The following is a 21,943-nucleotide window of genomic DNA, read 5'->3' as shown; positions in this document are numbered from 1 at the left end:
CCGTTACTGGATGGTGCAGGTCTGGGCCCCGGTGTCGATGCTCAGCGCGTGGTTGGTGAACCGGCGCGACCAGGCGGTGGAGCCGGCGGTGTGGCGTGTGGGTTCCGTCGCGGCGCCGAGGTCGAGGTCGAACACCGGGTCCCAGGCGAGCGGGGCCGAGCCGTAGGAGGTCTGGTTGGTGATCAGCACCTTGTCGCGCTCGCCCATGATCGCGGCCGCGCAGAACGCGTACCGGGTCAGGGCGGTGGAGTGGACGATGCCGAGGTAGGTGCGGCCGCCGGCGATCGCGCGGCGCATGCTGGCGTACTCGGCCTCGATCTCCGCGACTGCCTGCCCGGCGCCGCCGCCCCAGGTCAGGTACCACTCGTTCAGGCCGCCGCTCGCCGCGTCGGCGACCGCGTCCATGTCCGGCTCCTGGGGCCAGTTGCCGATGTTCGGGATCACCACGCCGCCCTTGTCGGCCGCGATCGCGCCGGTGACGGTGCGCACCAGCGGCACCACCGCGCGGTTGATCCAGTCGCCGGCGCTCGCGTAGCCGTCGATGGCGTAGCCGAGGTTGCGCCAGGCGTTGATGTCGTCGGCGAACACGCCCTGCCAGTTGTGCGCGCCCCATTTCGCCTCGAGAGCGGCGGCGTACGCGGCGGCGACGCCGGGCTTGCCGAGGTCGACGAGCCAGCTCGCTCCGCCCCACGGGTTGGGGATCCTCGCGCCGTTGTGCGTCGCCCACCAGCCGTGGGCGTCGACCGTCGCCGCGTCCAGCACGCTCGCCACGCAACACGGGTCGCCGGCGACGCCGAAGTCCGCGTAGAAGTACGCCTGGCCGGCCGGCCGATTGGCGTGGTAGGCGTCCGCCTGTGCGAATGAGTCGAAGGCGTGCGCGATGAACACGTCGGTCCGCGCGCTGTCCGTGGAGGGGCTGAAGGCGGAGGTGCCGTCGCTGTTGGTCCACAGATGCCGCACGGACAGCTGCGGGGCGCTGCTGCTCTGGGTCGTGCCGGAGAACGTGGCCGTGTCCAGGTAGAGGTTGCGATTGCACCTCGCGGTCGAGCGGTCGTTCGTATAGGCCAGCGTGACCGTGTGGCCTCCGGCGGGGACGGCCGCGGTCGTCGTGTAGGCGGTCCAACTGGTGCCGGTGACCGAGAAGGTCTGGACCGTCGCGCCGTCGACCCGCAGCGCGAGCGCGGGCGCGCCCTGGCATTGGTCGCCCTTGGCCCGGATGGTGACGCTCGTGACTGGGCTCGCCGGGTTGATCGAGGCCGACAGAGCCCCGTTCGCGGTGAGCGCGTACGAGCGCCCGCCGTTCGCCGTCGCGTCCGTCTTGATCTTGCCCGTCGTCGCCGACATCGACTCCGCCTCGAGCGTCACGAGGGAGGTGGCGGAGAACGCGGGTTCGACCGAGCCCGACGCGATTGCCGCACCGACGAGAACCAGCGCGCTGACCAAGCGCGAAGTTCGCTGCATGATGACCTCTGGGATAGGTGATGACCGTCGCGCGGCCGTGCGCAGACCACCCGGCTCCTCAGCCGGGTCACGCCTCCCTGCGCCACCGCACCAAAGCGCGGATCCCCCGACAGTTCATCACGGGCCACACCCCTATGGGGGAGCCGGCGGGAGCTTGTGTGCTTTGCCTGACCTATCCGCCCGCGGCCAGGCGGAACTCGCACACCCGATCCGCTTCGTGGGTCACTCGGCAGCCGATGCCTGTTTGTCCCAGCCGTGGAAGTGGGAGAGGTCGCCGGCCTCCCACGCTTCGCGCAGACCGGGCGTGCTGAGGTCCCAGTCCGGGCGGATCTCGCTGAAGACGGCCCGTAGCTCCACACGGAGGTCCTCGACGGAGGGGCGACCCCAGAACCAGTAGCCGTTGTAGATCTTGTGCACGACCAGCCCCGGCTTGAGCACGATGGTGTGCGGGACCATCGGGTCGTTGTCGGGGTCGGTGTACTCCTGGATGTCCAGGTCCTTCTGGACGAGCCGGTCCGGGTCTTCGAGGAAGGGCCACTGGGCGCCGACCGACGCGCGGAACTCCTGGCTCGTGTGGTGGGGATCGGTGGAGATCGTCGCGATCTTGGTGTAGGCCACCGCGAACTGGGGATAGGCCGCCGCGAGCTGCAGGTGCTGCTGGTGCTCCTTCGGGCAGTAGTGGCCGCGGGCGAGCGTCAGGACCAGGGGGTCGTCGCCCTGGATCTCGCTGAGCTTGCGAGGCACACGCTCGTGGTCGGGCAACTCGTAGTCCGGGAACGTGGCGCCGGGGACGATGTCGGAACGCATCCTGGATGTCCTTTCGCGGGTGGAGCGGTTGCCGTCATCCTCGCGGACCGGAGTGTCCCCGCGCTCTGGCAGCAAGGATTGTCAGAAGACGAACAATCTCGCCGGGAGCGGCTGAGCGGGCCTTGAGCCCGGTTTCTTGAGGCGGGCGCACGGTCCGCCGATTTCTGAGAGGAGCGATTGCTCCGGTTTTACCCCCGGTACGGCGGATGATCGGCTACCTTCGCCCTACCGCTGAGCGCAAGGAATCCAGACTGATAAGGGATTACGGCGCGTGAGGCGATGAAGTCCACCCGGATCGAGCCCGACGCGATGTCACTCGCGTGGCATCGGCGCTCGTCCGCGGGTTTCATCTCGAGCAAGGAGCAGGCAATGGCTGTAGATGCCTTCGCCGCCGAGGTTCTGGCGGACGGGCCCGTTGGGTACTGGCGCTTCGGCGAGACTCCCGGGCAGGCGGCGCATGACTCGTCGCCGAAGAACAACCACGGGTCCTACAACGGGGGAATCACCCTCGGGCTGCACCTGCGGCCGTTCCAGGGCGGTGACACGGCGGCGCTGTTCGACGGTGCCACGGGGATCGTCCGGGTGCCCAACAGCCCGAGCCTGAATCCGCCCAGCATCACCATGGAGGCCAAGATCAGGTGGGACGGCCCGACGGGCGTGCAGCAGCGGATCGTCGAGAAGGAGAGCTTCGCGGGGACGACGCAGTACGGCTTGAGCGTGCAGCCGAACGGCCGTGTCTTCGTCGAGCTGCGCTGCCCGACGGCCGCGAACGCCTTCAATTCCGTCAGTGCCACCAGCACCAAGCCGGTCAATGCGGCGCCGGCGGAGACGCACATCGTCGCGACGTACGACGGGCACCAGGTCTGCATCTTCCTCGATGGTGACCTCGACAGCGTGACCGTCCCGGGCAACGCCGCGCCGATCGACATCTCCAAGGAACAGCAATCGGGTCCGGAACTGGAGCTGGGCATCGGCGACCGGTTGGCGTACTACTCCGACCCCGCCCACTTCCAGTCGGGCGGCACGCGAACCTTCCACGGCCTGATCGACGAGCTGGCGCTGTATCCCACGGCCCTGTCCTGGGAGCGGGTCGATGCGCACTACCAGTCGCAGTTCGCGGCGGACACGTCGCTGCAGTACGCGGCCAAGGCCGTCTGCGGTGAGTCGGCCGGCGACGTCGTCGCGCGCGGCGTGTACTTCACCGCGGTCAACGTCCACAACCCGAACCGCGCGACGGTCCATCTTCGCTGGAAGGTCGCCGTCGGTCGCCCCGGAGCGAAGCCCGGTCCGGTCTCGGCGTTCCTCGACGCGCGACTGCGGCCCGACGAGGCGCTGGAGATCGACAACGCCGACATCCTCAAGCGCTTCAAGACGACCCGCTTCCTGAAGGGCTTCGTGGTGATCGAGAGCGGGCTCGAGCTCGACGTCGTCGCGGTCTACACGGCGGCCACCGAGCGGGGTCAGGTCACGACCCTCCACACCGAGCGCGTGCCCCGGCGACGCCTCACGACCCCGACCACGTAAGGGCGCCAGGGGCTTCGCGGGTCAGACAGCGGGCTTGCGGGCGCGGATGATCGCCGAGCCCGCGGCCTCGTGGACGCGGTGGGTCTCGGTGATCTCGATGTCAGTGAGGCCGGCGGCGGCGAGATAGCGCGTGTACTCGTCGCGGGTGAGGGCGCCGGCGATGCAGCCGACGTACTGCGAGACATCGGCACGAGTGGCGTCGTCCATGCCGGGGTCCGCGATGACATCGGAGACGGCGAAGCGACCGCCCGGCTTGAGCACCCGGGCGGTCTCGCGCAGGACCTGGGGCTTGTCGGTCGAGAGGTTGATGACGCAGTTGGAGAGGACGACGTCGACGCTGGCCGCCGGGAGCGGAATGGCTTCGATGTGACCCTTGAGCCAGTGGACGTTGGTGATGCCGGCCTTGGCCTGGTTGGCGCGGGCGAGCTCGAGCATCTCGTCGGTCATGTCGAGGCCGTAGGCGGTGCCGGTGGGGGCGACGCGGCGGGCGGAGAGCAGGACGTCGATGCCGCCGCCCGAGCCGAGGTCGAGCACCGTGTCGCCGGGGGAGAGGTCGGCCATCGCGGTCGGGTTGCCGCAGCCGAGCGAGGCGATCAGTGCCTCCTCGGGAAGCTCGTCGCGCTCGCCGTCGGCATAGAGGCCGCGGCCGAAGTGCTCGGCCTGCTCGTCGGTGATGATCGCCGGGTCGCTGCCGCAGCAGCCCGACTTGGCTGCCGGCTCGGTGGTCGCGCGCGCCGCGGCGGCGTAGCGCTCGCGGACGGTCTCGCGAAGGGCGTCGTTCGTCAGCTCAGCCATGTGGTCAGCTCCTGCAGCGCGTCGGGGAGGACGTAGTAGTAGGCCCACAGCCCGCGGCGCTCGGAGTCCACGATGCCGGCCTCGCGGAGCTTCTTCAGGTGGTGCGAGAGCGTGGGCTGGGAGATGTCGAACAGCGGCACCAGCTCGCACACGCAGACCTTGCCGGCGTGCTTGCGCAGCACGTCGACGAGCTGCAGGCGCACCGGGTCGCCGAGTGCCTTGGCGACCTCGGCCATGCGGAGGGCCTGGGCGCGATCGACGTCGGGATAGACGATCGGCTCGCAGCACGGCTCACCGGCGGCGCGCTTGGTCTTGGGCACGAGGGGCAGATCGACAGCCATCTATTTATGGATATCGATTGAAGTGATGGTTGTCAATGGAATATGGTCCACCCCGTCATGCCATCGCCCCTGTCGCGACGCCTGCTGGCCGAGTTCCTCGGCAGCGCCCTGCTGGCCGCGGTCGTGATCGGCTCGGGCATCGCGGCGCAACGGCTCTCGGCCGATGCCGGGCTGCAGCTGCTCGAGAACGCCGCCGCGACGGCGGCCGGGCTGTTCGCGCTGATCCTGATCTTCGGGCCGGTCTCGGGCGCGCACTTCAACCCGGTCGTCTCGCTCGTCGACGCCGCGTTCGGTGGCCTGCGCCGCCGGGATCTCGTTCCGTACATCGCGGCGCAGGTCACCGGCTGCGTCGCCGGGGCGGTGCTCGCCAACGCGATGTTCGCGCTCGCCGCGGTGAGCATCTCCACCCACCACCGCGCCAGCCCCGCGCACCTGCTGTCCGAGGTCGTCGCGACGTGCGGGCTGTTGCTGGTGATCTTCTCGCTGGTGCGCACCGGCCGGCCGGCCACCGTGCCGGCCGCCGTGGGCGCGTACATCGGGGCCGCGTACTGGTTCACGAGCTCGACGAGCTTCGCCAACCCGGCGATCACCGCCGGCCGCGTCTTCTCGGACACCTTCGCCGGCATCGCGCCCGCGTCCGTCCCCACGTTCGTCCTCGCCCAACTCGCCGGCGGCCTCGCGGCCTTCGGCCTGATCCGAACCCTCTATCCGACATGACCCACGTGCTCTTCGTCTGCCTGCAGAACGCCGGCCGCTCCCAGATCAGCCAGGCGCTGTTCGAACGCGCCGCCGGCGGGCGCCACAGCGCCGAATCGGCGGGCAGCGTCGCCGACCCCAACGGCCACGTGCACCCGGAGGTCGTGCAGGTCATGCGCGAGGTCGGGGTCGACCTCTCCGGCCGGCGCCCGCAGCGGCTGACCGACGAGCTCGCGCGGCGCGCCGACATCGTGGTCACGATGGGCTGCGGAGACGCCTGTCCCTACATCCCCGGCAAGCGCTACCTCGACTGGGACCTGCCCGACCCGTCCGGCCAGGCGATCGAGGCGGTGCGTGCGCTGCGCGAGGAGATCGCACAGCGCGTCGACGCGCTGATCGCCGAGCTGCCATGACCGACCTGCCCATCGCCTGCAGCTTGAGCCCGGACGGGATGAGCGCCCGCCTGGCCCTGATCGAAGCGCTCGCCGCCGACGGGCTCCTCGAGCGCACGGCGACCGAGTCCGGACTGCGGGTGCGGCTGCGCGACACCCCCGAGATCGAGCGCCGCACGCGCGAGCTGATCGCCGCCGAATCGGCGTGCTGCGGCTTCCTCGACTTCGATCTGCGCCGCGACGACACCGCGTTGATCCTCGACATCTCAGGCCCGCCGGACGCCCGGCCGGTCGTCGATCTCCTCTTCGCGCCTGATGCGACCATGCGCGGGTGACCGCCCGCTCGATCGCCCTCTTCATCGCCGCCGCGATCGCCGAGATCGGCGGCGCCTACCTGGTCTGGCTCGGCTTCAAGGACGATAAGGGGATCGCGTTCGTCGCCCTCGGCGCGATGGCGTTGACCGCCTACGGCGTGCTCGCCGCACTCCAGCCCAGCCAGGAGTTCGGGCGCGTCCTGGCCGCGTACGGCGGCGTCTTCATCGTCGGCTCGTTGCTCTGGGGCGTCGTCTTCGACGATTTCCGCCCCGACCGCGCCGACCTGCTCGGCGCCGCGATCTGCCTGATCGGCGTGACCGTGATCATGTACGGCCGCTAGGCCGGCGTCCAGAATTTGGCTCTAGGCCGCCGAATCAGCCCTGAAACGACGACGGGCTGCGCCGCGGACCCGGCGCACTGCGACCCCCTGAGCGCTCACCCCTGCGCCCCGGCCCAGCGCCGGGCCTCGTCGAGGAACGCGTCGCGCGCCGGATGCGAGCGCGCAGGGTCCCACAGCAGGTCGTCCTGCTCCTCCAGGACGCCCGACGTCAGCGGGATCCACGTCAGTCCGCCCGGCAGCGCGCCGCGGACCGACTCCGATGCGATCTGGACGCCTCGTCCTTCCACGACGTCGGTGAACAGCGGGTCGAACGGCAGGCGCACCGTGACGATCTCGGGGACCACGCCGGCCGCGGCGCAGGCGGCCATGATCGCGTCGTGGCGCGCGGGCGAGTCGTCTCGGCGGCGCATCACCAGCGAGTGCCCCGCGAGGTCGCCCAGGGCGACCTCCGCACGGCCGGCCAGCGCGTCGTCGGCGCGGACGATGACCCCGGAGCGCAGGCGGCGGAGGGTGTGGGTGAACAGCTGGTCGGTATCGGCCGCCCAGCGCGACAACGCCACGTCGACGTCACCGTCGCGTACCGCCTGCGCGAGCTGCCGGGTCGGGACCTCGCGTACCTCCACGCGCAGCTCGGGCCGCGCCTCGGTGACGGCTGAGACGAGCCGGGGTCCGGTGTCGAACGCCGCCGTCCGCCAGTAGCCCAGGAGCACGACCCCGGTCTGCGCGGCGCCCACCCGGCGCGCGCGGTCGCGCAGCGCGTCGGCCGCCGCGACGACCGCGCGGGCCTCGTCGACGATCGGGCGCCCGTGCGAGGTCACGCGCACGTGGCGGGTCGTGCGGTCGAAGATGCGCAGCCCGAGCTCGTCCTCCAGCCGGCGGACCTGCTCGCTGAGCACCTGCTGGGAGACCCCCAGCTTTTCGGCGGCGCGCGTGAAGTTCAGCTCGTCGGCGACGGCCACGGCGTAGCGCAGGTGACGGAGCTCAGGCACGGCGCCATTGTGACGTGACAACCCCGGCCTGTTTCCCCCGGCGAGCGCGCGGCCATACGCTCGCCGTCATGCACGAACTCGAGATCATCGCCTTGTTCACCCCGGCCGAGCACCGCGCTCAGGACGTCGAGGATGTCCTGAAGGCGGCGGTCACGCCGTCGCGCGCCGAGCCGGGCAACGTCGCCTACGCGGTGCGCCGCCTGGCGGGGACGCCGACGCGGTACGCGGTGCTCGAGCGCTGGGCCGACGACGAGGCCTTCGCCGCGCACGGGCAGACCCCGCACATCAGGCGCCTGCTCGACCGGGCGGACGAGCTCTTGACCGGACCGCCCGAGTTGCTGCACTTCGCTGCCGGCGAGGTCGCCTGAGCGGGCGTCAGCCCGCGGGCGGGCCGCCCTCGGCGGCCGGGTGCTCCAGCAGGCGGGCCGAGAAGCGGACGTGGTCGAGGTAGTCCTCGACCGCGCCGACCTGCTCGGCGCCGCGATCTGCCTGATCGGCGTGACCGTGATCATGTACGGGCGCTAGGCCAGCGTCCGGAATTTGGCTCTAGGCCGCGGAATCAGGCCCGAAACGACGAAAGGCCCGCGATTGCGGGCCTTTCGGTGAAGCGGATGAAGGGACTCGAACCCTCGACCTTCTGCATGGCAAGCAGACGCTCTAGCCAACTGAGCTACATCCGCACGGCGGCAGCGAGTATAGCCAGCTTGATTTGGTCTTGTGAGAGCGCCTGTAGAGTCAAGGCATGGCGGATTCCCCAACTGAGCGGCGACCGCGGACTCCGCTGCCCCCGAGACAAGAGCCGGGCAAGCCGCCCGCGAAGCGTCCTGGAGTTCCGACTCCGTCACGGATGCCGAGGATTCCGGGTGGGCGGACGTTCTGGATCATCGTGTTGTCGCTGCTGGCCGTGAACTACCTCAGCGTCGCGTTCTTCGCGCCGGGCAAGGCGAAGAGCGTGACCATCCCGTATGACGCGCCGTCCGGTGCGCCCGGATTCCTGCAGCAGGTCGCGAAGGGCAACGTCACGAAGATCAAGACGCAGGGCGCCAGCATGGAGGGCGTCTTCAAGAACGACGTCAAATACCCCGACGACAAGGCTGACGCGGTCAAGAACTTCGAGACCGAGATCCCGTCGTATGAGATCTACGACAGCGCGCGCCTGCAGTCCGTGCTCAAGGCGGCGAAGGTGGACATCACCGCGCAGCCGATCAACGACGGGCGCGGGTTCCTGACGAATTTGATCCTCGGGTTCGGCCCCGTGATCCTGCTCGTGTTCCTCTTCGTCTGGCTGAGCAGACGAGCGGCGGGCGGGCAGATGGGCGCGATCGGGGCGTTCGGGCGCTCGAAGGCGCGCCGCGTCGAGGGCAACGACCAGCGCGTGACGTTCAAGGACGTCGCGGGGATCGACGAGGCCAAGGGCGAGCTCACCGAGGTCGTCGACTTCCTCAAGAACCCCGAGAAGTACCAGAAGCTCGGTGGCCGGATTCCACGAGGCGTCCTGCTCGCGGGGCGTCCCGGCACGGGCAAGACGCTGCTCGCGAGGGCAGTCGCGGGTGAGGCCGGCGTGCCGTTCTTCTCCGTCTCCGCGTCTGAGTTCGTCGAGGCCATCGTCGGCATCGGCGCGTCCCGCGTGCGCGACCTTTTCAAGCAGGCGAAGGAAGCCGCGCCGGCGATCATCTTCATCGACGAGCTCGACGCGATCGGGCGCAGCCGCAGCGCCGGCAACTCGTTCGGCGGCGGCAACGACGAGCGCGAGCAGACGCTCAACCAGATCCTCACGGAGATGGACGGGTTCGAGACGGGCGACACGGTGATCGTGCTCGGGGCGACGAACCGGGCGGAGATCCTCGATCAGGCGCTGCTGCGACCGGGCCGGTTCGACCGGCGCGTGACGGTCCCGCCGCCCGACAAGGACGGCCGCAAGAAGATCCTCGAGGTCCACACGCGCAGCCTGCCGCTGGACAGCGACGTCGACTTGGACGACATCGCCGCGATCTCCCCGGGCATGGTGGGCGCCGATATCGCCAACCTGGCCAACGAGGCGGCGCTGCTCGCGGCCCGCCGCGGGCACACCAAGGTCCAGCGGCTGGACTTCACGGACAGCCTCGAGAAGATCATCCTGGGCGCGCCGCGAGGGATCATCCTGTCCGACGAGGAGAAGCGGCGGACGGCCTACCACGAGGCGGGGCACGCGATCGTGGGCATGATGACCCCGGGCGCGGACCCCGTGCGCAAGGTGTCGATCATCCCGCGCACGATGTCCCTGGGCGTGACCATCTCGAGCCCCGACAACGAGCGCACGAACTACGACGTCGACTATCTGCACGGCCGGATCCGGGTCGCGCTCGGCGGCCGGATCGCCGAGGAGCTGGTCTACGACAGCATCAGCGCCGGCGCGGAATCCGACATCCAGCAACTCACGGGGATCGCCCGTCAGATGGTCGGCCGGTGGGGCATGAGCCAGGCGATCGGGCCGATCGCGGTCATTCCGTCCGACTCGCAGGGCCCGCTGCTGCCCGGCGTCTCCGAGGTCTCGGAGACGACGCAGCAGCTGATCGACACCGAGGTGCGGCGGATCGTCGAGGAGCAGTACCAGATCGTCACTCGCCTGCTCACCGACCATCGCGACAAGCTCGACAGCCTGACCGAGCGCCTCCTCGAGGAGGAGACGCTCGACATGGACGACGCCTACAATGCGGCGGGCGTTCCCATCCCGCGCGTCGCGGCGAACGAGCCGAGCGTCGCGTAGGGCCTAAGAGAGGGCGGCTCGCCCGCGCTGGACTCCGGTCCGGCCGTGCGCGAGCCGCTCGCTCGCCTCCGGCAGCAGCTCGCCCGCCTCGCTCAAGTAGTCCCGCCAGGACCGCGTGGGCTGGTAGCCGAGCAGCTCTGCGGCACGCGCGCTCGAGATCCCGCTCGCGTCCTCGCGCTCCAACTCGCCGACGGTCACCTCCGACCCGAAGTGATGCGAGATCAGCTCCCGCAGCGGCCGTCCGGCGCCGTTGTCGAGCCCGCTGACGTACATCGTCTCGTGCCCGGGCAGCGAGCTCTCCGCCGCCAGCCGCAATGCGTGGGCGAGGTCGTAGGCGTCGACGTAGCTCCAGAAGTTCGCGCTGGACTCGCCGCCGAGGGGATCGGTGAGCCAGGGCGAGAGCGAGCGCTGGTAGTTGCCCTCCCACTGCACCCACGTCGGCCGGATCGAGATCGCGCGCAGGTCCGAGCGCGCGACCGCGGCGTCCATCAGTTGCTCGCCGAACACCTTGGCGAGCGCGTAGGGGTCCTGCGGGCGGTTCTCCAGCGACTCGTCGATCGGCGCCGCGGGCGCGTGGAAGGAACGCTCCGCGAAGCCCATCCCGGCGACGGTCTCCGAAGAGACGTTCACGAGCCGGTCCACACCCACCCGCACGCACGCCTCGGCCAGGTTGAACGTCGCCATCACGTTGTTGCCGAAGACCTTGTGCGGGGCGTTGCGGGTCGGCTCGGGCAGCGCCGCGCAATGGATGACGACATCGGCGCCGCGCACCGCCGCGAACGCGTCCCCCGGATCGGTGAGATCCGCCTGGAAGTAGTGCGCGCCGCGGTTGCCACCTTCGTAGACCGGAGCGATCAGATCGCAGCCCGTGACCCGATGCCCGGCCTCGAGCAGGTCGTGGACCGTGGCCGCGCCGACCTTGCCTCGGGCGCCTGTGACGAGGATCTCCATACCGGAGGCCTACCAGTTCTTGGCGACGCGCAGCCCGTAGACCCCGGCGAGGACGAGCATCAGCGCCGTCAGCGCGGGGATGTCGACGGCGGCGGCGGTGCGGGCGGTCGCGCCCATCGCGGGGCAGCCGGGCACGATGCAGGTCCTCCCAGCCGTCCACAGCAGGCAGGCGAGCAACTCGGCGCTGCACAGCGCGATCGCCGTGCGGGCGAACAGCGGCGGCGCCTTGACGGTCGGGAAGAACAGGAAGGCGCCGAACGAGACCCAGAGCGTGAAGGCGACCGAGAGCTCCACGCGCTCATGTTTCCACGCCCACGCGCCGACCAACAACCGAAGATGCGCCGCCTCTCGCTCCTCCTGGTCGCCGCGGTCGCGGCGCTGACCTGTGGCCCCACCGCCCACGCCGCCACGCGTGCCAACTGGAACCGCTCAGAGCAGGAGGACGTCGTCGCCGCCGGCATCCTCGCCCGCCTCGACGACGGCCGCTTCCACGGCGAGCGTGACCTGACGGGCGCCCAGCTGGGGGAGGCACTGACCGCGCTCGCCGGCCAGCCGGTCGCCGGCGCCGCGCAGACGACCGTCTCGGTCACCGCGTTCGACGCGCGGCTGGTCGCCCAGCTCGGCCTGAATGACATTGCCGCCCACGTCCAGGACACCGCCCGCCAGGCGGGGTTGAACCCGCCGCGCACGTTCGGCACCGAGGTCGTCGCCCGCTTCCTCGGTCTGCGAACGAACCATCCGGCCTCCGACGACGCGCTCGAGCTCTACCCGTGGGAGCCGATCACCCGCGCCGAGGCCGCCCACTCCTTCGCGACGCTCCTGCAGAGCCGCGACTGGGCCGTCGAGAACGCCCGCGCCCAGCTCGGCGCCTTCGCTCTCCCGAGCTACGACGCCACGACCCGAAGCGCCCTGCGCGTCGCGGTCTCGAAGATCGGCATGCCCTACATCTGGGGCGGCGAGACCGACACCACGTCCTCCACGTACGGCTATCAGGCGCACGGGGGCTACGACTGCTCCGGGTTCGTCTGGCGCACCTTCAAGCTCTCGAACCTTCCGGCCGGCACGGGGATCACCGGCCGCACCGCGGCGCAGATGGCGGGGGAGATCCCCAAGCGCGAGCGGCTGCGCCTGGACGAGATCGCGCCCGGCGATCTCGTGTTCTTCGGCACCGCGAAGTTCAACGGCAAGGCGACCGAGACCGGCGTCGACCACGTCGGGATCGCGCTCTCGCCGCACTGGATGATCCACTCCTCGGCGCAGGGCGTCTACGTGTCCTCGCTCGACGACGAATGGCGCCAGGCTCGCTTCACCTGGGCCCGGCGCGTACTCTGAACCCGGGGCGGGGGCAGTGCGTAGACCTCCGCGTCGGGAATCGAATGGAGGGTGCAAGATGCGCAAGAACAAGCTCGCCGCGGGAGCCGTCGTGTTGGCCGTCGGCCTCGGTGGCGTGGCGACGACCGCTGTCTCGGCGGCGCCGAACACGACTTACAAGCTGTCGGCCGACAAGTCGAAGCTGAAGTTCAACAAGTCCACGATCCGCGCCAAGTCGGGCAAGGTCACGCTCAGCCTGAGCAATCCGTCCTCGCTCCCGCACAACATCAGCATCCAGGGCAAGGGCAAGGGCAAGGTCGTGAACAAGGGCGGCACGTCAACCGTCTCCGCGACCCTGAAGAAGGGCACCTACACCTTCCTCTGCACCGTCGACGGGCACGCCAAGGCGGGCATGAAGGGCAAGCTCATCGTCAGCTAGGGCTGACGCCCGAGGGCCTGGCGCCTGAGTTTGCGCGCGCCAGGCCCTGGCAAGAATGGGAAACGTCCGCAACAAAGGCCGCGGCGGCTGGAATGGGAGGCGCCGCGGGGGGAGGTGAGGACGTTGGCCCAAGAGGTCGGCACCCGTGGCACGACCACCAAGGGGCGGTTCGGTCGCCCCGATCAGCCGGAGCCGGTGTATGCGCCGGAAGCGCGCAGCGATCACCTGCCGCCGATGGAGTACCGCGACATGCCGGAGCCCTTGCCACTGCGCAAGGTGCTCGGGCCGAGCGTGATCCTCGCGGGGGTCGGGGTCGGCTCAGGCGAGTACATCCTCTGGCCCTACATCAGCGCCAACGCGGGGATCGGGTTCCTGTACCTGGCCTTCGTCGGCGTGACGATCCAGTACTTCCTCAACATGGAGATCGAGCGCTACACGCTCGCCACGGGGGAGACGGCGATCGCGGGCTTCGCGCGCTCGTGGAAGCCATGGGGGATCCTGTTCTGCGTCTTCGCGGTGGTCCCGAACATCTGGCCGGGATGGGCGACCGCGGGCGCGACGACCTTCAGCTACCTGGTGGGTGGATCGCCGACGGTGATCGCGATGATCGTGCTGATCTCGATCGGGGTGGCGCTGACGACGTCACCCGTGGTCTACAAGGCCCTGGAGGGCGCGGAGTTCTTCAAGGTCGGCCTGACGATCGTCTTCCTGTTGATCGCGATCGTGGCCGCGATCAGTCCGTCGGACTGGGGCGCGCTGAGCGACAACGTGTCCAACTTCGGGACCTTGCCGACGAGCGATGTCGCGATCTCAACGCTGCTCGCCGGACTCGTGTTCGCGGGCGCGGGCGGGGCGAACAACCTCGTGCAGTCCAACTGGATCCGCGAGAAGGGCTTCGGCATGGGCGCCTACGCGCCGCGGATCGAGTCCCCGGTCACCGGCGCGCCGGAGCCGGCCGCCTCGACCGGCACGATGATGCGCCAGGACGAGGAGAACATCGGCCGCTTCCGCAAGTGGTTCAGCGTGGCCAACAAGGAGCAGCTCGTCTCCTTCTGGGCCATCTGCCTGGCCTCGATCGTCGTCTTCTCCGTCCTCGCGTACTCGACGGTCTACGGCAAGAACATCTCCGACGAGGCCGACTTCGACTTCATCAAGGGCGAGGGCGAGGTCCTGAAGGACGTCGTCGGGCCGTGGTTCGGCACGTTCTTCTGGATCTTCGGGTCGATCTCGCTGGTGCTGGTGGCGCTGGGCGTCGTCGACTACGTCGCACGTCTCTGCGCTGACGTTCTGAAGACCCTGCACCTGCGCGACAACGCGCGCTGGAGCGAGTCGAAGATCTACGCGGCGATCGTGTGGACGATGTGCCTGCTGGGCGTGGCCGTCCTCGCCTCGGGCTTCGATCAGCCGCTCGTCCTGCTGGTGCTCTCGGCCTGTCTGAACGGGATCGTGATGTTCATCTACTCGATCCTGCTGATCAGGCTCAACCGCACCGGGCTGCCGCCCGCGATCCGCGTCCGCGGCCTGCGGCTGGGCGCACTGTGCGTCGCGGTGCTGTTCTACGGCTTCTTCGCCGGCTGGTACGTCATCGTCCAGCTGGGGGAGATCTTCTAGATGCAGACGCGGCGACTCTTCGCCCGCTTCGTGGTCTTCGCGGCAACGTTCACCGTGCTGTACGTTGCCGCGGGACTGCTCGGCCTGGGCGTGTAGCTGGACCTGGACGATCGGCCGAGTTGTGGCTCGGTCGATTCAAGTCAAAGATGTCCGCACAGGACGTGACCGCATGGAGGCGGCGAGTTGTACGGACGCAGGATCTACATCGCTCTCATCGGTCTGCTGCTCGCGCTCGGCATCGCCGCGCCCGCGCAGGCCGCCGCGGTCGACGTCACCTCGGCGGGGACGATCACCGGCAGCGCCGTGGTCGGCCAGAAGCTGACCGTGAGCAACGGGTCCTACACCGGCCCGAGCGGCACGACGACCGGGCGGATGTGGGTGCGCTGCGACTCCGCGACGACGACCTCCTGCGCGACGATCGACGGCGCGACGTCGACGACGTACACGCTGACCACGGCCGACAAGGGCAAGTGGCTGCGGGTGACGCTGTACGCGTACTGGCTCTATGACTGGGATTACGCGCTCACGAGCCCGACGGCGGTGATCGCCGCGGCGCCGACGCCGACCCCCACGCCGACGCCGACGCGGACGCCGACGCCGACTCCCACGCCGACGAAGACCCCTACGCCGACGCCGACGCCCACCAAGACGCCGACGCCGACCGCAACGCCCGCCAAGACCGCGGCCCCGGTGATCTCACCCACCCCCACGGCGACGGCAACCGCGGCCCCTGCTCCCACGGCCGCACCGGCCACGGGCTTCACCTCCGCCGACGCGCCGGCGGCCGATCCGCCGCTCGGCGAGCCGATCGCCGCGCCCGTCGCCCAGCCGAGCCCCGCGGCCTCGCTCGCGGCCGAGACCGCCGCCCGCAAGAAGGTCGCGAAGGCGAAGATGATCCGCCCGTATCCGACGGTCCGGATCAGCGGCAGCCTGACCAAGCGCGGTGCTGACGTCGCGCTCCTCACGGTCAAGGCGCCCAAGGGCGTGCGCATCACCCTCACCTGCCAGGGCAAGGGCTGCCCGCTGCGGGAGGTCGCCCAGGCCACGTCGCTCTTTCACATCCAGCAGTTCGAGCGCGAACTGGTGGCCGGCACGAAGCTGACGATCACCGTGACCAAGCCCGGCTACATCACCAAGGTCACGACGATCACGATCCGCAAGGGCAAGGGCCCCGCTCGCACCGACCGCTGTCAGCAGCCGGGCGAGACGAAGCGCATCGCGTGCCCTAAGCGCTGAGCCGGCCGCGCTGATGGCGGTCGGCGCGGCGCGAGTTCCAATCCTCGCCGTTGACCGGCCCGACGAGCGCGGCGAGGATCTCGCGCACCCGCCGGCGGAAGAAGAAATGCCCCTCGCCGGGATCGAACCACGCGCGGCAGCGCGGCAGGCCGGCGACGAGGTGCAGCGCGTGATCGGCGGGCACGAAGGCGTCGGCCATCCCGTGCCACACCTGCACCTCACAGCGCACCTCGTCCAGCGGGAAGCCCCACGGGCGCGACGTCACGCGGTGATCCTCGATCAGCCCGCCGATCCCGCTCGACGTGGCGGCGAGGAAGGCCGTGTGGGTGTCGCGGCGGGTGGCGGGCTCGGCCACGTGGCGGCGGTCCATCGGGGGCGCGCCGAGCACCATCGCGCGCTCGAGCAGCCGCGGCTGGCGGGCGACCAGGGCGACGGCGGCGTCCCCGAGGCGGGCGGCGGTGTGCGGGGCAGCGGCGATCGCCCGCAGCGGCAGCCGCACCCGCCGCGGGAGGCCGGGCACGTCGACCGGCGCGCAGAGCGGGGAGAGCGAGGACACGACGGCGGCGGCCTTCGCCCGCTCTCCCAGCCGGTGCGCGCACGCGACGGCATACGGGCCGCCCGCGGAGACACCCACGACGGAGAAGCGTTGTACGTCAAGCGCGTCGGCGACCTGCTCGAGGTCGGCCGCGAAGTCCAGCAGCGTGCGGTTCGGATGCGGGTCCGAGCCGCCGAACCCGGGGCGCTGGGGGAGCAGCATCCGCAGGCCGAGGGTGTCGATCGCCAGCGCCAGGTCGCCCCGGCACTCCAGCGGCGCGCCGATCGCGCCGTGCAGGTACATGACGACCTGACCGTCGAGCGAGCCCACGTCGGTGACGGCGAGCGAGCGGCCGTCGGTGAGGCGCACAGCGTGTTGCACTACGCGAAGTTGGGTCAAGCCGGTCTCTCCAGGCGGCGGTCGAAATCCCTGCAAACCCGAAGCTAGGGCGAGCGCGTCGCGGCGATGTTGCGATGCCGTGACAGCGCTGTGAGGATCTCCTCCAGCGCGAGCGAGAACTGCTCCGGGCGCTCCATCATCGGGATGTGCCCGGCGCCGTCGATCGTCCTTACGGGGGTGTCGGCGCCACGGGCGTGCAGGATGGTCTCGATCCCGGAGGGGGGAATGATCCGGTCGTGCTCGCCCCAGAGCACGCCCACCGGGACCTTCAGGCTCGCCAGCCGCGGTCTTAGATCGACCTGCGCCACCGCGGTCAGCGCGGCGCCGGTGCGGGTCGCGCCCTGCGAGGCCTTCAGCATCGCCCGCACCTCGGCGGGCGGGATCGACGCCGGGTCCTTCGTCCCGGGCGACATCAGCAGGCGCCGTCCCCACGGCGTGTCCGCCAGCGCCGCCCCCCGCCGCCGCAGCGGGAGCGCGCGCTCGGCGGCGCCGCCGATCAGCTGCGCGGCGGCGTTCGGGACGCGCCGCAGCCCCGCGGGTGCGACGAGCACGAGCGACCGCACCGCGCCCGGGTGCCGGTCGGCGAGCACGATCGCCAACGCGCCGCCGAGCGAATGGCCGGCGAGCTCGAACGGCGCCTTGACCCCGATCTCCTCGAGCCCGTTGGCGATGTCGTCGGCGACGACCTCCAGATCGAACCCCTCACCGGCCGCCGGCGACTCGCCGAACCCGGGCACGTCGATCGCGACCACCCGCCGCGAACGCTCCAGCAGCGGCAGCACCCGCCGCCAGATCACCCGCGTCGTCGCGAGCCCGTGAACCAGCACGAGCGGCTCGCCACGCCCATGAGCTTCGTGCGCGAGCGTGAAAGCCAAAAGGCGCCGACCAGAATCGAACTGGTGTACACGGCTTTGCAGGCCGCTGCGTAGCCACTCCGCCACGGCGCCGGGTGGGCGAGTGATCTTAGCCGCCAAGCTCCCGGATTCGGTTGCTAGGCTACCCGTCCGCTGGGGGCGATTAGCTCAGTTGGTTAGAGCGCACGCTTGACATGCGTGAGGTCACTGGTTCGAATCCAGTATCGCCCACTGAAAGGCCTGCCTTCGCAGGCCTTTTGTCTTTGCCGTCCGAGACCGGTTCGACGCGCCCCCCGTTACGGGCTGGTGGAGTCGAGCGGTTCGCGTGGGATGTCCCACACCACCCGCTGGTCTCGCGGCCCGCGGATCAGCGCCGTGATCTGTTGGTTGATCGCGGCGCTCGCGGATATCAGCCAGAACAGGATCGGGTAGAGCGGGCCGAGCACCATCGCGCGCACGTCCCAGTGGTCGTAGGGATAGCTCAGAACCACGGCGACGGTGAGCTGGACGACCGCCACGGTCGAGATCGCGACGCCCCACCCGAGCCCGACCCCGAAGAACCCGAGGTGCTGGCCGAACAGCACGTTCAGCACGCTGAGCACGAGCGAGCACAGCAAACACGCGACCCAGATCAACGATGCGAGCGACTCCAGGCCGAGCAGCCACATGCGGTGATTGCGCCAGCGGCAGACGTCGCGCAGGTGGGCGTGCAGGACCTCTCCCTGCCCGCGCGCCCAGCGCTTGCGTTGCGCCCACAGCGCGTGCAGGCTCGACGGGACCTGCATCCCGACGAGGGCGCGCGGCTCGTATGCCGTCTGCCAGCCGGCGATCAGCAGCCGCCAGGTGAGGTCGATGTCCTCGGTGGCCATCCGCCCGTCGTAGCCGCCCACGGCCAGCACCCGATCGCGGCGGAACAGTCCGAGCACCCCGGCAACGATGCCGACCCGCCCGGTGAGCGACTGGGTGCGCCGGACCAGCCCGATGATCGCCGCGGCTTCGAGCACCTGCATCGCGCAGAGCACCCCATCGCGGTTGGTGACGTGCGGCGCGCCCGCCACGGCCGCCAGCACCGGCGAGGACTCGATCCGCGCCACGAGAAAGCGGATCGCGCGCGGGTGCATGTGGGTGTCGGCGTCGGTGACCATCACCAGCTCATGCCGGGCGCGCGCGAATCCGAGGTTGAGCTGCTCGGCCTTGCCGCGGTTCACGGGATCGCGGAGCACGCGCAGGCGCCTGTCGCCGGCCCCCGCCTCGATCGCCGCGGCCTCGGTCTCGTCGCTGGAGCCGTCGTCGAGGACCAGCACCTCGAACCGTGGGTAGTCGGACTTCAAGGCCGCGCGTACGCTCGTGGCGATCACCGCCGCTTCGTTGTACGCGGGAATCAGCACGCTCACACCGGGCCAGTCGCGCTCGGTCTCGGGCAGCGGATCGCTGGGGCGCTCGTCCCACAGGCGGAACATGAGGCCGCCGGCGATCCACAGCGCCGCGGTGAGCACGGGGTAGAGCGCGACGATTGCGAGCAGCACGTCAAGCGCGGTCTGCATACCGTCGCTCCTCGCGGCGTCGCCCGACTCGGAGCAGGCTCAGCACGATCGCCGCAAAGACGAACGACGCGGCGGTGACCAGCAGCCCGAGCTCGATCGCGTCCGTGCGGTCCAGCAGCACGGCGGCGGCGATCAGCGCGATCACCCACAGGATCGGTCCGAACACGAGCGCGGCGATCAGCTTCGGTCCCGATGCCGGGCGCAGTGGCCGAAATGGCTCCTCGAACCCGTGGGCATCGTCAGGCATCGCCAAGCTCGCCGCGATGATGCCCGAGACCGGCCGCGCGAGCAACTGTTGGCTGTGATGGTTAGAGTCGCGCTCCGCATGAGATCGGCCGCGGTGCTCGCCGCCTTGACCTGCGGGTTGTGCCTCGGGTCGGCGGCCTGCGGCGACTCGTCGGTTCGGGCCCCCGAGCCGACGGCGCCGGCCGCCGCCCGGACACCGCTCCCCGCGCCTGACGTCCCCGCCCTGACCGAGGACGAGCAGCACACGTGGCAGCAGCTCCCGCCGGATCGGTCGGCCATCCCGGTCCTCCTCTACCACGGGATCGGCCCCGAGAGCGGCTTCTCGGTCGCCGCGGACGCCGCCTACGGCGTCGACACCGCGGACTTCGCCAAGCAGATGACGATGATCCACCATGCCGGCTACGAGACCGTCGACCTGCAGACGTTCATCGACTTCGTAGAGAACAAGCCGGTCGATCTCCCACCGCGACCGTTGCTGCTGACCTTCGACGACGCGCGCGCCGACTCCTGGACCGGCGCCGACGACATCCTGCGCAAGCTGCATTTCGACGCCGTCATGTTCGTCGACGTCGGGCGCGTCGACGGCGGCGATCCGGAATACCTCAGGTGGCACGAGCTCGCGACCATGCAGGACAGCGGGCGCTGGCAGCTGCAACTGCACTCCGGCAAGGGCCACACGCAGATCCACTACGGCCCGGGACCCGACGACTACGGACCGTTCTACGCCTACGCACAGCAGGGGGAGGACTTCGACGGCTGGCAAGACCGCGTCCACTCCGACATCGCCTGGGGTCAGACGACGCTCGCCGATCACATCTCCGCCTACCGGCCGCTTGCCTTCACTCCCCCGTACGGCAGCTACGGCCAGGACGGCACCAACGACTCGCGGATCCCCGGCGACCTCCTCGGCTGGCTCACGCAGCGCTACGACGCGGTCTTCACGCAAGACGTCAACGCGCGGGCGCAGGCAGGGGCGGGGCAGCCGCTGGGCCGCATCCAGGTCACGCGCGCCACCACCGGAGGCGAGCTGCACGACATGCTGCTCTCCGGCGAGCCCTGACGGCGGCGTCTAGTCGACCGCGTTCAGCGCACGGTTGATGTTGAGCCGGCCGCCGCTCGCCACCTTGCCCTTCAGGCTGCTCTTGTCGTCGGCGTATTTGAGCAGCAGGTTGCGGATCTGCCCGAACGTGTCGGCGCCGGCCTTGCGGAGCATCGCGGCAGCGGCCGCGACGAGCGGGGCGGCCATGCTGGTTCCCGAGGCGTCCCGATAGCCGCCGTCATCCCAGGTTGACGCGATGGCGTCGCCGGGCGCGCCCAGGTCGACGCTCTGCGCGCCGTAGTTGGAGTAGGAGGCGAGCTTGTCGCGGTCGGTGGTCGCGGCCACCGAGATGACGTTGTCGTTGGGGTATGCGGCCGGATAGGACGGGTGCGTGTCGGCGTTCTGGCCGTCGTTGCCGGCGGCGGCGACGATCAGCGTGTCGTGGTCTTGGGCGTACTGGATCGCGTTGCGTTCGAGGTCGCTCGGCGTGGGGGAGGTGTAGCTGGCGTTGATGATCCGTGCGCCGTGGTCGACGGCGTAGACGATCCCTTCGGCCGAGCTGCTGGTGTAGCCGGCGCCGTCGGCGTCCATGATCCGGATGGACATCAGCCGCGACTTCCAGCACAGGCCGCTCACCCCGCGTTGGTTGTCGCCCTCGGCGGCGATGATGCCGGCGGCGTGGGTGCCGTGACCGTTCTGGTCGACCCCTGAGCCCTTGTCGTCGGTCAGGTCCACGCCCTTGTAGTCGTCGATGTAGCCGTCGTGATCGTCGTCGATCCCGTTGCCGCTCTTCTCCTTCTCATTGACCCAGATGTTGTCCTTCAGGTCCTTGTGTCCGGTGTCGATGCCGGTGTCGATCACCGCCACGGTCGAGCACGAGGTGCGGGAGTTCCACGCCGCGGTCGCGTCGATGTCGTGGTCGGAGCTGTCGCTGAGCGCGTACTGCAGCGAGAAGCCCTCGTCGTCGGGGACCTTGGCGATGCGGCCCAGGTTCAGTCGCTTTCCGACGATCACCGGCCGGACGAGCCTGACGGGCTGATCGAGCTCCGCGAAGGCGACCGACGGCTCCGCGCGCAGCCGCGCGAGGATCGCCTCGAGCTGATCCGCGGGGACCGTGGCGGCGTTCGCCCTCAATGCGCCGATGTCGCGGGTGAGCACCGCGTCGCCGCGGACGAGCACCTGTTCGCGTTGCGGGCGCGCCACGCCGGGCTTGAAGCCGACCACGATCCGCGCCCGCTCCCCGGGCTGCCCCGGTGCGGCGCCGGCGGGGTCAGTGCCCGAGAAGAACATCGCTGCCGCGAAGACCCCGACGAGCAAAAATATAGAGTGGTAGGAGGCACCGCCACCAGTCAGCGAACGACCGTGCATTCGC

At 70.2% G+C, this 21,943-nt stretch carries 25 protein-coding genes and 3 tRNA genes; 14 read left to right on the top strand and 14 right to left on the bottom strand.

Annotated elements, in window-relative coordinates:
• Positions 1-3 precede the first annotated feature (3 nt).
• Positions 4-1,461 carry a carbohydrate-binding domain-containing protein gene (locus OM076_RS28290; RefSeq protein WP_270043473.1) on the bottom strand — a complete coding sequence of 486 codons (1,458 nt, stop codon included), beginning with the start codon at positions 1,459-1,461 and terminating at the stop codon, positions 4-6.
• 222 nt (positions 1,462-1,683) lie between these two features.
• Positions 1,684-2,268, bottom strand: coding sequence for a redoxin domain-containing protein (locus OM076_RS28285; RefSeq protein ID WP_270043472.1), 585 nt, complete (start codon positions 2,266-2,268; stop codon positions 1,684-1,686).
• Positions 2,269-2,637: 369 nt separating this feature from the next.
• Between OM076_RS28285 and OM076_RS28280 the strand changes: the two genes are divergently transcribed.
• On the top strand, positions 2,638-3,792 hold the full coding sequence (locus tag OM076_RS28280) for a LamG domain-containing protein (protein ID WP_270043471.1): 1,155 nt from the start codon (positions 2,638-2,640) through the stop codon (positions 3,790-3,792).
• A 21-nt stretch (positions 3,793-3,813) separates the two neighbouring features.
• On the opposite strand, the gene arsM is transcribed toward OM076_RS28280, so the two are convergent.
• Positions 3,814-4,587: an arsenite methyltransferase gene (arsM, locus tag OM076_RS28275; protein ID WP_270043470.1), complete on the bottom strand. Its 774-nt coding sequence runs from the start codon at positions 4,585-4,587 to the stop codon at positions 3,814-3,816.
• The gene (locus tag OM076_RS28270; RefSeq protein ID WP_270043469.1) at positions 4,575-4,928 is read right to left on the bottom strand and encodes an ArsR/SmtB family transcription factor; all 354 of its coding nucleotides are present in this window, start codon (positions 4,926-4,928) and stop codon (positions 4,575-4,577) included. The genes arsM and OM076_RS28270 overlap by 13 nt, the downstream gene beginning before the upstream one ends.
• Before the next feature lie 42 nt (positions 4,929-4,970).
• On the opposite strand from OM076_RS28270, the gene OM076_RS28265 reads away from it, so the two are divergent.
• The 4 genes from OM076_RS28265 to OM076_RS28250 are packed head-to-tail and all read left to right on the top strand — an operon-like array spanning position 4,971 to position 6,671.
• A complete protein-coding gene (locus tag OM076_RS28265; protein ID WP_372518086.1) occupies positions 4,971-5,645 on the top strand; it encodes an aquaporin in 675 nt (224 codons plus the stop codon).
• Positions 5,642-6,037, top strand: a complete 396-nt coding sequence (locus tag OM076_RS28260) for an arsenate reductase ArsC (RefSeq protein ID WP_270043467.1) — start codon at positions 5,642-5,644, stop codon at positions 6,035-6,037. The genes OM076_RS28265 and OM076_RS28260 overlap by 4 nt, the downstream gene beginning before the upstream one ends.
• Positions 6,034-6,351, top strand: coding sequence for a hypothetical protein (locus tag OM076_RS28255; RefSeq protein ID WP_270043466.1), 318 nt, complete (start codon positions 6,034-6,036; stop codon positions 6,349-6,351). The genes OM076_RS28260 and OM076_RS28255 overlap by 4 nt, the downstream gene beginning before the upstream one ends.
• Positions 6,348-6,671 (top strand): YnfA family protein, encoded by a 324-nt coding sequence (locus OM076_RS28250; RefSeq protein WP_270043465.1) that lies wholly within the window; start codon positions 6,348-6,350, stop codon positions 6,669-6,671. The genes OM076_RS28255 and OM076_RS28250 overlap by 4 nt, the downstream gene beginning before the upstream one ends.
• A gap of 95 nt (positions 6,672-6,766) precedes the next feature.
• Here OM076_RS28250 and OM076_RS28245 read toward each other — a convergent pair whose 3' ends face one another.
• On the bottom strand, positions 6,767-7,660 hold the full coding sequence (locus OM076_RS28245; protein WP_270043464.1) for a LysR family transcriptional regulator: 894 nt from the start codon (positions 7,658-7,660) through the stop codon (positions 6,767-6,769).
• Positions 7,661-7,728: 68 nt separating this feature from the next.
• Between OM076_RS28245 and OM076_RS28240 the strand changes: the two genes are divergently transcribed.
• Complete coding sequence (locus OM076_RS28240) at positions 7,729-8,028, top strand: putative quinol monooxygenase (RefSeq protein WP_270043463.1); 300 nt, start codon at positions 7,729-7,731, stop codon at positions 8,026-8,028.
• Positions 8,009-8,185, top strand: coding sequence for a YnfA family protein (locus OM076_RS28235; protein ID WP_270043479.1), 177 nt, complete (start codon positions 8,009-8,011; stop codon positions 8,183-8,185). The genes OM076_RS28240 and OM076_RS28235 overlap by 20 nt, the downstream gene beginning before the upstream one ends.
• An 81-nt stretch (positions 8,186-8,266) precedes the next feature.
• Here the strand turns inward: OM076_RS28235 and OM076_RS28230 are convergent.
• Positions 8,267-8,340: transfer RNA gene (locus OM076_RS28230), tRNA-Gly, on the bottom strand.
• A gap of 167 nt (positions 8,341-8,507) precedes the next feature.
• Here OM076_RS28230 and ftsH point away from each other — a divergent pair.
• The gene (ftsH, locus tag OM076_RS28225; RefSeq protein WP_270043462.1) at positions 8,508-10,406 is read left to right on the top strand and encodes an ATP-dependent zinc metalloprotease FtsH; all 1,899 of its coding nucleotides are present in this window, start codon (positions 8,508-8,510) and stop codon (positions 10,404-10,406) included.
• Positions 10,407-10,409: 3 nt separating this feature from the next.
• Here ftsH and OM076_RS28220 read toward each other — a convergent pair whose 3' ends face one another.
• Positions 10,410-11,357, bottom strand: coding sequence for an NAD-dependent epimerase/dehydratase family protein (locus OM076_RS28220; RefSeq protein ID WP_270043461.1), 948 nt, complete (start codon positions 11,355-11,357; stop codon positions 10,410-10,412).
• Between the two features lie 9 nt (positions 11,358-11,366).
• Positions 11,367-11,651: a hypothetical protein gene (locus OM076_RS28215; RefSeq protein WP_270043460.1), complete on the bottom strand. Its 285-nt coding sequence runs from the start codon at positions 11,649-11,651 to the stop codon at positions 11,367-11,369.
• 42 nt (positions 11,652-11,693) lie between these two features.
• Here OM076_RS28215 and OM076_RS28210 point away from each other — a divergent pair, with 42 nt between their 5' ends.
• The 4 genes from OM076_RS28210 (at position 11,694) to OM076_RS28195 (ending at position 15,954) form a co-directional block, all read left to right on the top strand.
• Entirely contained in the window at positions 11,694-12,689 is a 996-nt protein-coding gene (locus OM076_RS28210) for a C40 family peptidase (RefSeq protein ID WP_270043459.1), read from the top strand.
• 58 nt (positions 12,690-12,747) lie between these two features.
• Positions 12,748-13,107: a plastocyanin/azurin family copper-binding protein gene (locus OM076_RS28205; protein WP_270043458.1), complete on the top strand. Its 360-nt coding sequence runs from the start codon at positions 12,748-12,750 to the stop codon at positions 13,105-13,107.
• A 123-nt stretch (positions 13,108-13,230) separates the two neighbouring features.
• Positions 13,231-14,718, top strand: a complete 1,488-nt coding sequence (locus tag OM076_RS28200; RefSeq protein ID WP_270043457.1) for an Nramp family divalent metal transporter — start codon at positions 13,231-13,233, stop codon at positions 14,716-14,718.
• A 183-nt stretch (positions 14,719-14,901) separates the two neighbouring features.
• A complete protein-coding gene (locus OM076_RS28195) occupies positions 14,902-15,954 on the top strand; it encodes a hypothetical protein (protein ID WP_270043456.1) in 1,053 nt (350 codons plus the stop codon).
• On the opposite strand, the gene OM076_RS28190 is transcribed toward OM076_RS28195, so the two are convergent.
• The 3 genes from OM076_RS28190 to OM076_RS28180 form a co-directional block, all read right to left on the bottom strand.
• Positions 15,944-16,870 carry an alpha/beta fold hydrolase gene (locus OM076_RS28190; RefSeq protein WP_270043455.1) on the bottom strand — a complete coding sequence of 309 codons (927 nt, stop codon included), beginning with the start codon at positions 16,868-16,870 and terminating at the stop codon, positions 15,944-15,946. The two genes, OM076_RS28195 and OM076_RS28190, sit on opposite strands and share 11 nt — an antisense overlap.
• 62 nt (positions 16,871-16,932) lie before the next feature.
• Positions 16,933-17,763, bottom strand: a complete 831-nt coding sequence (locus OM076_RS28185; protein WP_270043454.1) for an alpha/beta fold hydrolase — start codon at positions 17,761-17,763, stop codon at positions 16,933-16,935.
• 1 nt (position 17,764) lies between these two features.
• Positions 17,765-17,835, bottom strand: a tRNA-Cys gene (locus OM076_RS28180).
• A gap of 64 nt (positions 17,836-17,899) precedes the next feature.
• Between OM076_RS28180 and OM076_RS28175 the strand changes: the two genes are divergently transcribed.
• Positions 17,900-17,973: transfer RNA gene (locus OM076_RS28175), tRNA-Val, on the top strand.
• A 65-nt stretch (positions 17,974-18,038) separates the two neighbouring features.
• Here OM076_RS28175 and OM076_RS28170 read toward each other — a convergent pair.
• Both OM076_RS28170 and OM076_RS28165 read right to left on the bottom strand, forming a co-directional pair.
• Positions 18,039-19,286: a glycosyltransferase family 2 protein gene (locus tag OM076_RS28170; RefSeq protein ID WP_270043453.1), complete on the bottom strand. Its 1,248-nt coding sequence runs from the start codon at positions 19,284-19,286 to the stop codon at positions 18,039-18,041.
• Positions 19,270-19,533 carry a hypothetical protein gene (locus OM076_RS28165; RefSeq protein ID WP_270043452.1) on the bottom strand — a complete coding sequence of 88 codons (264 nt, stop codon included), beginning with the start codon at positions 19,531-19,533 and terminating at the stop codon, positions 19,270-19,272. Before OM076_RS28165 ends, OM076_RS28170 begins: the two co-directional genes overlap by 17 nt.
• 78 nt (positions 19,534-19,611) lie before the next feature.
• On the opposite strand from OM076_RS28165, the gene OM076_RS28160 reads away from it, so the two are divergent.
• Positions 19,612-20,592: a polysaccharide deacetylase family protein gene (locus OM076_RS28160; RefSeq protein WP_270043451.1), complete on the top strand. Its 981-nt coding sequence runs from the start codon at positions 19,612-19,614 to the stop codon at positions 20,590-20,592.
• A gap of 9 nt (positions 20,593-20,601) precedes the next feature.
• On the opposite strand, the gene OM076_RS28155 is transcribed toward OM076_RS28160, so the two are convergent.
• Entirely contained in the window at positions 20,602-21,939 is a 1,338-nt protein-coding gene (locus OM076_RS28155; RefSeq protein WP_270043450.1) for a S8 family peptidase, read from the bottom strand.
• Between the last annotated feature and the right edge of the window lie 4 nt (positions 21,940-21,943).

The organism is Solirubrobacter ginsenosidimutans (genome assembly GCF_027587205.1).
The sequence above is the reverse complement of the archived record's forward strand: the minus strand, read 5'-3'. Positions and strand labels throughout refer to the sequence as shown.

What these genes read in the sequence shown, in the direction of transcription:
- OM076_RS28290 (WP_270043473.1), bottom strand. Translation starts at nt 1,461, where the DNA reads ATGCAGCGAACTTCGCGCTTGGTCAGCGCGCTGGTTCTCGTCGGTGCG.
- OM076_RS28285 (WP_270043472.1), bottom strand. Translation starts at nt 2,268, where the DNA reads ATGCGTTCCGACATCGTCCCCGGCGCCACGTTCCCGGACTACGAGTTG.
- OM076_RS28280 (WP_270043471.1), top strand. Translation starts at nt 2,638, where the DNA reads ATGGCTGTAGATGCCTTCGCCGCCGAGGTTCTGGCGGACGGGCCCGTT.
- arsM (WP_270043470.1), bottom strand. Translation starts at nt 4,587, where the DNA reads ATGGCTGAGCTGACGAACGACGCCCTTCGCGAGACCGTCCGCGAGCGC.
- OM076_RS28270 (WP_270043469.1), bottom strand. Translation starts at nt 4,928, where the DNA reads ATGGCTGTCGATCTGCCCCTCGTGCCCAAGACCAAGCGCGCCGCCGGT.
- OM076_RS28265 (WP_372518086.1), top strand. Translation starts at nt 4,971, where the DNA reads ATGGTCCACCCCGTCATGCCATCGCCCCTGTCGCGACGCCTGCTGGCC.
- OM076_RS28260 (WP_270043467.1), top strand. Translation starts at nt 5,642, where the DNA reads ATGACCCACGTGCTCTTCGTCTGCCTGCAGAACGCCGGCCGCTCCCAG.
- OM076_RS28255 (WP_270043466.1), top strand. Translation starts at nt 6,034, where the DNA reads ATGACCGACCTGCCCATCGCCTGCAGCTTGAGCCCGGACGGGATGAGC.
- OM076_RS28240 (WP_270043463.1), top strand. Translation starts at nt 7,729, where the DNA reads ATGCACGAACTCGAGATCATCGCCTTGTTCACCCCGGCCGAGCACCGC.
- ftsH (WP_270043462.1), top strand. Translation starts at nt 8,508, where the DNA reads ATGCCGAGGATTCCGGGTGGGCGGACGTTCTGGATCATCGTGTTGTCG.
- OM076_RS28220 (WP_270043461.1), bottom strand. Translation starts at nt 11,357, where the DNA reads ATGGAGATCCTCGTCACAGGCGCCCGAGGCAAGGTCGGCGCGGCCACG.
- OM076_RS28210 (WP_270043459.1), top strand. Translation starts at nt 11,694, where the DNA reads ATGCGCCGCCTCTCGCTCCTCCTGGTCGCCGCGGTCGCGGCGCTGACC.
- OM076_RS28205 (WP_270043458.1), top strand. Translation starts at nt 12,748, where the DNA reads ATGCGCAAGAACAAGCTCGCCGCGGGAGCCGTCGTGTTGGCCGTCGGC.
- OM076_RS28170 (WP_270043453.1), bottom strand. Translation starts at nt 19,286, where the DNA reads ATGCAGACCGCGCTTGACGTGCTGCTCGCAATCGTCGCGCTCTACCCC.
- OM076_RS28165 (WP_270043452.1), bottom strand. Translation starts at nt 19,533, where the DNA reads ATGCCTGACGATGCCCACGGGTTCGAGGAGCCATTTCGGCCACTGCGC.
- OM076_RS28160 (WP_270043451.1), top strand. Translation starts at nt 19,612, where the DNA reads ATGAGATCGGCCGCGGTGCTCGCCGCCTTGACCTGCGGGTTGTGCCTC.
- OM076_RS28155 (WP_270043450.1), bottom strand. Translation starts at nt 21,939, where the DNA reads ATGCACGGTCGTTCGCTGACTGGTGGCGGTGCCTCCTACCACTCTATA.